At 43.7% G+C, this 8,987-nt stretch carries 8 protein-coding genes; 5 read left to right on the top strand and 3 right to left on the bottom strand.

The annotated features are described in order from the left end of the window. The first annotated feature begins 890 nt into the window (after positions 1–890). The 3 genes from C6G87_RS06590 (at position 891) to C6G87_RS09000 (ending at position 2,115) form a co-directional block, all read left to right on the top strand. Complete coding sequence (locus C6G87_RS06590; RefSeq protein ID WP_104752729.1) at positions 891–1,700, top strand: dynamin family protein; 810 nt, start codon at positions 891–893, stop codon at positions 1,698–1,700. A gap of 22 nt (positions 1,701–1,722) precedes the next feature. Further along, positions 1,723–1,857 (top strand): hypothetical protein, encoded by a 135-nt coding sequence (locus tag C6G87_RS09005; RefSeq protein ID WP_267892701.1) that lies wholly within the window; start codon positions 1,723–1,725, stop codon positions 1,855–1,857. Between the two features lie 126 nt (positions 1,858–1,983). Next, positions 1,984–2,115 carry a hypothetical protein gene (locus C6G87_RS09000; RefSeq protein ID WP_267892700.1) on the top strand — a complete coding sequence of 44 codons (132 nt, stop codon included), beginning with the start codon at positions 1,984–1,986 and terminating at the stop codon, positions 2,113–2,115. A 548-nt stretch (positions 2,116–2,663) separates the two neighbouring features. Here the strand turns inward: C6G87_RS09000 and C6G87_RS06585 are convergent. Both C6G87_RS06585 and C6G87_RS06580 read right to left on the bottom strand, forming a co-directional pair. Next, complete coding sequence (locus C6G87_RS06585; protein ID WP_233709051.1) at positions 2,664–3,173, bottom strand: C40 family peptidase; 510 nt, start codon at positions 3,171–3,173, stop codon at positions 2,664–2,666. A 9-nt stretch (positions 3,174–3,182) separates the two neighbouring features. Then, positions 3,183–4,289 (bottom strand): Cj0069 family protein, encoded by a 1,107-nt coding sequence (locus C6G87_RS06580; protein WP_104752727.1) that lies wholly within the window; start codon positions 4,287–4,289, stop codon positions 3,183–3,185. 82 nt (positions 4,290–4,371) lie between these two features. Between C6G87_RS06580 and C6G87_RS06575 the strand changes: the two genes are divergently transcribed. Together C6G87_RS06575 and C6G87_RS06570 are read left to right on the top strand one after the other, a co-directional pair. Continuing rightward, on the top strand, positions 4,372–4,632 hold the full coding sequence (locus C6G87_RS06575) for an SEL1-like repeat protein (RefSeq protein WP_104752726.1): 261 nt from the start codon (positions 4,372–4,374) through the stop codon (positions 4,630–4,632). A gap of 867 nt (positions 4,633–5,499) precedes the next feature. Beyond that, a complete protein-coding gene (locus C6G87_RS06570) occupies positions 5,500–7,914 on the top strand; it encodes a TonB-dependent receptor family protein (RefSeq protein ID WP_104752732.1) in 2,415 nt (804 codons plus the stop codon). 273 nt (positions 7,915–8,187) lie between these two features. On the opposite strand, the gene C6G87_RS06565 is transcribed toward C6G87_RS06570, so the two are convergent. Beyond that, positions 8,188–8,721 carry a tetratricopeptide repeat protein gene (locus C6G87_RS06565; protein WP_104752725.1) on the bottom strand — a complete coding sequence of 178 codons (534 nt, stop codon included), beginning with the start codon at positions 8,719–8,721 and terminating at the stop codon, positions 8,188–8,190. Between the last annotated feature and the right edge of the window lie 266 nt (positions 8,722–8,987).

Raw genomic sequence — 8,987 nt, 5'->3', positions numbered from 1 at the left:
GGCTTGCTCTCCACGCTGTTATTGCCTGTGCCCATTTGCATCACTTTATTTCTTGGAGTATTTAACTTGGATCAGTACGATAATTTCTTAGGCACATTTTTTGCGACATGGTTTCGCCTGCTTCTAACCAATCTTTGGGTAGCTTGTGCGTAGTGTGACGTGTAAACGTGAAATCTTTGAGTTCTAGTATAGCTACATGGTGGGATTGTATGATTAATTCTAGCCGTGTTTGCAAGCCTCTGTCTAGTCCGCTATCCGCACTTCTAAACAACACGGGAATGTTTTCTAGGTCGCCTTGCTTCACTTGTTCCATGCTATCGTCAAAGATATGGGCGGGTGTAATGAATGTGTTATTTGCTATCTATAATCATACCATAGCTGTCTAAGTGGCGGCTGGGTATGGGGAAAAAGTATTTTTTCCTTGACATGCTCCCCATAACCAAAGTTAGGGGATTCTGACTTCAGCGGAGATTGTGGCTTCAAGCGGGACAGCTCCGTTTAGAATTTTATGTTCCCTATTCCAAAGATTAATGCCCCACGAGAACATTATCCCTTGAATTACATGGCAGATATTAGCATAGACATGTCAATACTAGCTAACTATCCCCATGGATAAGATTTGGAGCTCTATGGCGCGCTCACTCTGTATTCCTATAGGGATTTTGCAGAGTTTGAGCTCGAATGCAGTCCCAAAAACGCGTCGCGTTTTTTTTGATCTCACACATCGTACCTCCAAAGGCGTAACTTTGCGCGCTTCCTGCGCTAGATACGAATGTATGCGAGGGTTATACCACGAATTAGCATTCATCCCACTTACTAAAACAAACGCGCCGCGTTTGCTGAGTGGGATTTCTGTTTGAAACGCCCGCATTCAAGCAATCACGGCGCGCTTGCGCGCCAAAATCCAAAAAACTATCCAAGAGAAAGAGGCAAGTATGGCAGAATGCAACAATATTCAAGAGCTTTTAGAATCCAAAACCCAAGTTTTAGAAATCATTAGCGCGCTTTTATCTACAAAATCCACTGGGGAAAACCTCACCCACTTCAACACCGCTATCGCCGAATTTAGGGATTTGACCAAGAAGATCGCCATCCCTAATGAATTAGATGTGTTGTTGCGCTTGCAAGCCATTGAGAATGAAATCGTGGTGGTGGCTGCTTATCCGGAGCTCTTTAAAAAGCACATCATCGCTGTGGAGGGAGGCTTTAGTGCCGGTAAATCCTATTTTGTCAATAGTTTATTGGGCGCACAGATTCAACTCCCCATTGGGATGAATCCCACCACCGCGATCCCTAGTTATGTGATGCACGCGGAAAACTCTCACATTCTAGGGATGGATCATGGGGTAGTACATTTGAGCAAAATCGCCCCGGATATTTTAGACAGACTCACCCACACCGCAGATAAACCTCTTGATTTTGGTTTCAATCTCAAGGACATTTTATCCTTTATGGTGGTGGGCACGAAGTTTAACAATGAAGAATACACCAACATTTGTTTTATCGGCACCCCCGGGTATAACCCTGACAGCTATGCCAACAAAGCCCAAGACCTGAACACGGCTAAAGAGTTTCTCTCTAATTCTAGCGCGATTTTATGGCTCACCGCTGCAGACGCTTCTAGTGGGAACTTGACTCAAAGCGATGTAGAGTTTTTGCAAATTTGGATTTGGAGCACAAAAAGCTTTACATCGTGGTGAGCAAGGCAGACACCAGGACCCAATGGAGCTGACCGCCATTGATGAGGATTATGAGAACAACACCGGCAAGATCGCCAGCTATACAGATGCGATCATCAAATCGCCGATCCCAAAAAGTCTAGCACCTTGTTGCCAGACTTTGAAAAAGCGTTTTTAGAGCTCAAGAACGCGGTAGATGGGTTGTTTGGCAAGGTTTCAGAATTAGAGTCTAACCTCAATCTTAAGTTAGCCATACCTCAGTCAGTACAAATAATAGTCAGCAAAGGACAAAGACAATCAAGCATTGCTTGAAGAAGTGCGGGCGTTTTTGGCAGAAAAGGCAAAAATGAAAATCGATGAGCAAACGGATTTCAGAAGTGTCAATAACGCTCTTGATAAGATGAGCGCTATTGGTACCTTTGAAAAAAAGATTTAGGATTATTATCTTTAGCGTATCTAAGGATGCCGTGCTGGTTAAAACAAGCAAGAATAATTTTAGAGGATATGGGTTAGAACGATCGCGGATATTATGCAGTTGGCTGCTAAAAACCAAAAAAATTCAAGCATATAGCCTAGCAACACTAAAAGCCTATACAAAACGCTATGTCCTAAGACAAGAGAAGAGCACAAGATCTAGTCAGAGATGAGAGTGTGTGTTTAGGGAAAATTGATATTAGTGCCATAGATATTTTGCATGCACTATTTTCAGAAATCAAATTCGATGAGGATAGAAATGTAAGCATGGTTGAAAATATCCCATAATTCAAGCGCAAAAATTTTGATTGGGATATTTCTAGTGTAGAAGAGAGCAAGATGAAAGAGATGTTTGAGGATTGCAGGACTTTAAGGGTTTTAAATAAAATCCTTTATTGGCACCAACACTAACCAATAACCCGGATTGCTATACGCCAAGAAGCGTGGAGGTTTGAGATGAGTCGGGCATTTGGAGGGATAACGTTAGCCTTAAAGCCAAAAACTTTAAGCTTAAAACAACTCTTCGCTTTTTAAATCCCATACCCGCCAGTTGTCAAAATATGCGCCTCGAAACTTGGTTTCAATGTCTAGTAAAGTCCACTTTTGGCTGTCATGTTCGCCCGTGAGGCACTCATAAACGAAACAATGGCAATTGCGCTCGTGCTTTTCTGTGGGGACACCCATAGTGGGGTAGTCTAGAGTTTTGCCCACAAGGTCCTTTGCCCTTTGTGCCGCTTGGGCAAAGCCCACAGCTTCACTGCCCCGACAAGACACATAAATGCTCAACGCTTGCGTGCCGCTAATAAATTCTTTGGGGGTGGAGAGCTTGACCTTGCCCGAACCTAGCAATTCGACAATTTTTTGATTGCCCACATAAATCCCCGTATGGGTCGTAGGTCCTATGAGGCGACAATACAAAATGCTCCCAAGCTTGGGGGTAACCTTGTCTCTAACGACATTGTCCATGAAAGACTCGGCTAAGTTCAAGGCAGCAGGCAAACCAAAAATTAAGGGCAACATGGCAATCTACTAGCTTAACTTGTCCTCTACGATGTCAATGATCGTATTAGCCACTTTGCGCGCGGTTTTGTCCAAAAACTCTACCGGGGTGGTAAAGCCCACGCAAGAGCAGTTGATTTCGCCTAGAATGTACTTATCCTTGCCATGTTCATCCGTGTCTAAAATGAAATCGGCTGTCCAAATCAAGGGCAGGTCGTAATTGCCCAATTTGCTTTGGATATGGGGGAGTTGCCTTAAAAAGTAATGCACTAGATCGTTCCATTGCTCGGGCTTGTCATAGCGGTACTTTGCTCCGCTAAAAAGAGTCGCGCTAAAGGCATCTGCACCTTCAGCGGGTTTTTTATGCACCACATAAATGGGGTGTTTGTAGAGCATCAGAATGCGAATCTCGCCCTCTTTAATGCGGGGCAAAAAGGTCATATCCACCAGCATGCCATTATCCCCGACTAAGTATTTTTCGCAAAAATCCATAAATTCGCCCAGCTTGCGGTGCTCGACATGGTTGTCCACCGCTTCAATGCATTTGATTTTAGCCTCTAAAGGTACTTCACTTGCTCCTGCAGGCAGGGGTTCTTCTAATTGCACATGCCAAATGCCCTCTCCAGTGGAGCCGCGGTTTTGTTTTAACACCCGTTCGCCCTTAGCGAGGGTTTTAGGGAAAGTCTTTTTGAAATCGTGTTTATCCGCCCAAGTTACCCCGATGCGCTTTGCCTCCTCTTTGTCATAATAGGCGTAAGTGTCATCGGGCACTAGCTCAGTATCGGCGAGTTTGGTGAGCGCGTCCTTTGCTCCATAACCAATCATCGCATCCGGATGGGGCATGCCAATCACGCCATGGTCGCAGAGTTTGCGTAAGAGATCAAAATAAAGCTTTTCTTCTTTGAGATTGCCCGGATTGACCCGTGAAACATAGGCATCTGCCACTTTTTGCACATATTCGTAAATGCCCTGTGTTTTTTCGCTATCTTTTAAGATTTCATCGGTGAGTTGCACCACCTCAGCCTGCCAGCCTAGCTTTTTGAGATAATCCATCATGGGCATGGTGTCGCGTCTGTGCCCGTCTCTGCCCTTATCTGTGCCGCCCACAGCCTCAAAAAACACTACATGTTTTTTCATCAGATCCTCCAAAAGATTTTTCGCGGTCAATCCGCTGGGGTTATTGTAGCATTATTGCGGTGCGATTTGGGATTGAACGGGATTGGAGAGAGATTATGGAGAAGGTGTCTTAGAAGATAAAACAAAAGCCCAACAATATCTTCAAAAAGCCTGCCAAATTTGGGAAGCGATCGCGCAAAAAGCTTTTAAGCGTGAAAATTATCCCAAAGCCCTAGAGTATTTCCAAAAAGCGGAGGGTAAGGCACGCGGGTATTATCTCTTGGGCAATGCCTACAGCGGTGATGTCAAAAGCAAGGATTTTTCCAAGTGCTGCAGCACATGCAGCTTTGGCAGAGGCGTATGAAGATGGCAATCATGAAGGGGTGCTAGAGATTTGAAAAAAGCCCTAAAGCACAGCCAAACAGCCTGCTCATTGGATCGCGAGGACTTTCGCGATTCGTACAATGACGCTAATCGCCTCAAATTCTCCATCTGAGCAGAAGCCTATGAATATGGCAGGGGAGTAACTAAGGACTTGAGGGGCTACTTATGAGGATTGCACCAAGGCTGAGAATCTCAAGGGAGCTTCCTAACTAAAGCGTCCTAACGGACACTAACTCGAAAGGTTTTGCTGTTTATAGTCCGCAAGGCTAGTTCCTAACCCAAGAGACTCTTAAGACCTTAGTATGGGCGGGATTTAGCTGACTAAAAGCCCACCACTATGCAAAAACCACATGGCAAAATGGGCGAACATAACTTTACCACATTGGGCTTTGACTAAATCCACTTACCTAAGACGACGCTAGTCTTATTTAGCTTATAGAATGCTTACATCTCCACCCTAAAGGACGGAGTTTTACGCGCGTCCAGGTAAGTATTTTATTTTTGTACCCTGTTTTATCTTTTGTTTGTCCTGCTCCGCAGGATCACTATGTATAAGCTTTCTGCATGATTTTTTTATTTATTATTAAGTTTTATTTAGTATTACTAAAAGGTGTGATGTGGCACTAAATAGAAACTTAAGCGCAAGTCTGCACATGGATAAAGTTGCGAGGATACCAAGTAGAGCGCTTGGCATGGTTAAGTTTTTTTACAGATGTGAGATATGGGAATGTATCAGAAGCCTGTGTAGTTGTGTGTCATGTTTTTTAAGTTCATATTCTAACAAAGGTTATTGATATTGAAAAAAGTCGTTATTCTCTTTTATGGATGTTGCGCAACACTCAATATTATGCAAGCTCTAGAATCGTCCAAAAAGATGGAGACTCACCGCCTACAACGCATAGAAGCTACAGGAACACGCGCAGATGAAGAGGCTCCAAGAAGTTGGCGAAGCAAGGATGTTAAAAGCTACATAGGCAGTCGCACGGTGATCTCACACAAGGCTCTCACCCAACAGGCTAATCAAAGCATTGAAGAGGCCTTGCAAAATGTCCCGGGTATCCATGTGAGAAATGCTACTGGAATCGGAGCTGTACCTAGCTTCTCCGTGAGAGGCTTTGGGGGAAGTGGGTATGAGGGCGATAGTAGCACCGCCTTAGTTTTGGTCAACGGCATTCCTGTGTATGTCGCACCCTATGCCAACATTGGCATGTCTATCTTTCCGGTTACATTCCAGTCCGTGGATCACATCAGTGTTACTAAGGGTGGTGAAAGTGTGCAATATGGCCCCAACGCCTTTGGTGGGGTGATTAATATCATCACAAAATCTATCCCCTACAAGTGGGAAAATCAGGTTGCCGAGAGAATGACTTTTTGGGGACGCTCTAATGGAGGATTTGCAGGTCCTGCAACCAAAGGCGAACCTGAAAGCAAGACTCTTGGCAATAATATTTTATATAATACCTATGTGCGCAGTGGGGGAATGATTAACAAATATATCGGCGTGCAGGCTCAAGCTAACTGGCTAAACGGGCAAGGCTTCAGATATGATAGCCCGACTAATATTCAAAACTACATGCTAGACCTGCTCTACCAAATCAATGAGAGCAACAAAATTACAGCTTATTATCAGTATTACAAATTTTTTCTAACCGATCCGGGCTCTTTGAGTGCGCAAGACTACGAGCAAGATCGTTTCCAAAATTTGCGTCCCAATAATAATAAAAGCGGTAAGGCTATGCGTTGGGGAGCGGTTTATCAGACATTATTTGGCGATACCTCCAAAGTAGGTGGGGATTTCACGCTCACCTACTATGGACATAATATCACACGGGATTTCCAAGTAGATTCCAACTATGAAAATGTCAATAACACTAATAATGCGCCTTACAACAGTGGTTATATGTGGCATCACCAATACCATACATTCAGCACCACAATTCCGGCCTACACAAACCAAAACTATCAAGGCTTTTTTATTTTCGATCACCCTCAGCGCTATATTATGAACGCTATTGAACCCAACTTGAATTTGGTAGTGGCAACCAAATCCGTTAAACAAACCTTCAAAGTGGGTTTGCGCTACATGAACACTAATATGTGGATCCGCCCCTTGCAATCCACATGTAATTGGAACGCGACCAGCAAATCATGTAATGGCATGGCCCCTTATGCACGCACAGGTTTTATTGCCCAATATTGGCAGGACATGTTCAATAACTATGTCGCTGCGTATTTAAGCGACAAGCTAGAATTTTTCAAAGGTAAATTTGTTATCACTCCTGGGGTGCGCTATACCTATCTGAACTATAATGCGCTCAATCACCCTTGGAGTTACCCTAACCCAAGCCCAAGTAACCCCTCCTCTGCTAGTGCCTACAATGGTTTTTGGGCACCTGCTACCAAGCGGATTTACAACGAATGGAGCCCAGCTTTAAATGTAGGCTATAAACCCTTTGAAGATTGGTTATTGTACTTTAACTACCGCCGTAGCTTCATCCCACCCCAACACCATTTTCTTAAGCTCACTGATACGAATTACAACCAAACTTTCAATGAGATAGAAGTGGGCTCACGCTATACCTATAAGGATTTATTGAGTTTTAATGCGAATTACTTCGTAACATTTGCTCAGGATTATTGGTCAGGAGGCTATACGCTGGAGCCAATTAAGAACGCTAGAAGTCAGGGGGTGGAGTTAGAGCTCTATTATACGCCTATTAGAGGTTTGCAATTTCATTTGGGATATACCTACATTGATGCGGTCATCACTAGTAACGAAAGAATAAGCATGACATCAGGACCTTGGTATAAAGGCTTTATTCCTCCCGGCGAGTCTGTCAATGTCAAGGGCAACAGACTCCCCTATGTTAGCCCAAACCAATTTATCTTTGATGCGATGTATACCTACAAAAATACGACTTTTGGGATTAGTAGTTATTTTTACAGCCGCGCCTATTCCTCTATACTCAACAGAACTAAGTCTGCAACACAATGTTTTGCCGTTCCTCCGCCGTTCGTTGTTTTCATGAGTGGCATAGAATATGCCTGTAACAGCGTAGGACTCTTGCCATGGTACTGGGTATGGAATGTGCAGGTAAGTCAAGTATTTTGGCAGAGTGGACGGCATAAGATTGTAGGTAGCTTGCAAGCCAACAATATTTTCGATATGAAGTATTGGTTTAGGGGTATTTTCACCAGCCCTACAGGTAGAGAGCCCGGTCCGGGAAGATCCATAACAGTCTATTTGAGTTATGAGTTTTAAGCTGCCGCGTTTTTGATAAAAAACCACTCCGTATGGAACAAACACACTGCCTTTGCTAGTTCTTACTCTGTATCTCCATAGTAGGAATTTTACAGACGAGCCAGGGTAAGTAGTATGCTTATCCCCGTGCTAGTTACCGCGCAACGGCTACGGGCTTCTGCCCCTGTCAGCTTGTCTCACACACCAATCCGGCAAAGGCGTAATCTTGCAAACCCCCCTGCACTAGATACGAAAAGAAAGGCAATCTTGTTGGATAAGGTTAATATGTGTTACTCAATTCATTGCCTGAGCTTTACAAGCGTCCTTATAGCCCTTATCACAAGCTTTTTTAAAGTACATGGATGCTGCCAACCCATCTTGAACAATTCCCTGCCCTTTTTTATACATGTCTCCCAAGCTCCAATAGGCCTTTGGACATCCCATTTTAGCAGCCTTCTGATAGTACTGGAAAGCCTTTTTGTAGTCCTTTGCTACACCCTGCCCATCTCGATGCATCGATCCAATGTGAGTATAAGCTTCGGCTAGTCCCATGTCGGCAGCCTTTTTGTAATACTCTAGGGCTTTTTTGTAGTCTTTTTCTACACCTTGACCTTTTTTGTACATAGCCCCCAAATCATTGTAGGCTTGAGCACTACCCATTTTCGCAGCTTTTAACAAATGTTCAAAAGATCCATGGTAATCCTTGTGATCATAAGCCTTTTGAGCCATCAAAAGTTCCTGATCGCCACCTCCTTTGGCATATAGGCTACCTAAGCAACACATGCCAAAAAGCGCTACCTTAAAAACACTCTTAGTAACATCTGCCATGATACCTCCTTGTTAAGATCAAAGTTGGAAACCCAAAGATCGGTCTACAGATCTTCTAGAAAGCTAGAAAACCTTTCCTATTTTAACCTATCTCAGTAAATTCGATGTTATTAAAATGAGTGTTTTTATTATATTTGGCATTTACATCCAAGCTTTATAGCTCTCAAAAATCTCTTAATCTGCACGAACTAACACCATCTAAAGACACGCCCTTTTGAATTGTGCTAAGCGCTGAGCATTGAAGCGCTTACCACTCGCACCGCAAG

The sequence above is a fragment of the Helicobacter baculiformis genome, assembly GCF_900197685.1.
In the GTDB taxonomy this organism is placed as follows: Bacteria; Campylobacterota; Campylobacteria; order Campylobacterales; family Helicobacteraceae; genus Helicobacter; species Helicobacter baculiformis.
This window is presented reverse-complemented; position numbering and strand designations above follow the sequence as displayed.

Excerpts from the sequence above, each read along its gene's own strand:
- C6G87_RS09005 (WP_267892701.1), top strand. The coding sequence starts at position 1,723 with ATGGAGCTGACCGCCATTGATGAGGATTATGAGAACAACACCGGCAAG.
- C6G87_RS06585 (WP_233709051.1), bottom strand. The coding sequence starts at position 3,173 with ATGTTGCCCTTAATTTTTGGTTTGCCTGCTGCCTTGAACTTAGCCGAG.
- C6G87_RS06580 (WP_104752727.1), bottom strand. The coding sequence starts at position 4,289 with ATGAAAAAACATGTAGTGTTTTTTGAGGCTGTGGGCGGCACAGATAAG.
- C6G87_RS06570 (WP_104752732.1), top strand. The coding sequence starts at position 5,500 with ATGCAAGCTCTAGAATCGTCCAAAAAGATGGAGACTCACCGCCTACAA.
- C6G87_RS06565 (WP_104752725.1), bottom strand. The coding sequence starts at position 8,721 with ATGGCAGATGTTACTAAGAGTGTTTTTAAGGTAGCGCTTTTTGGCATG.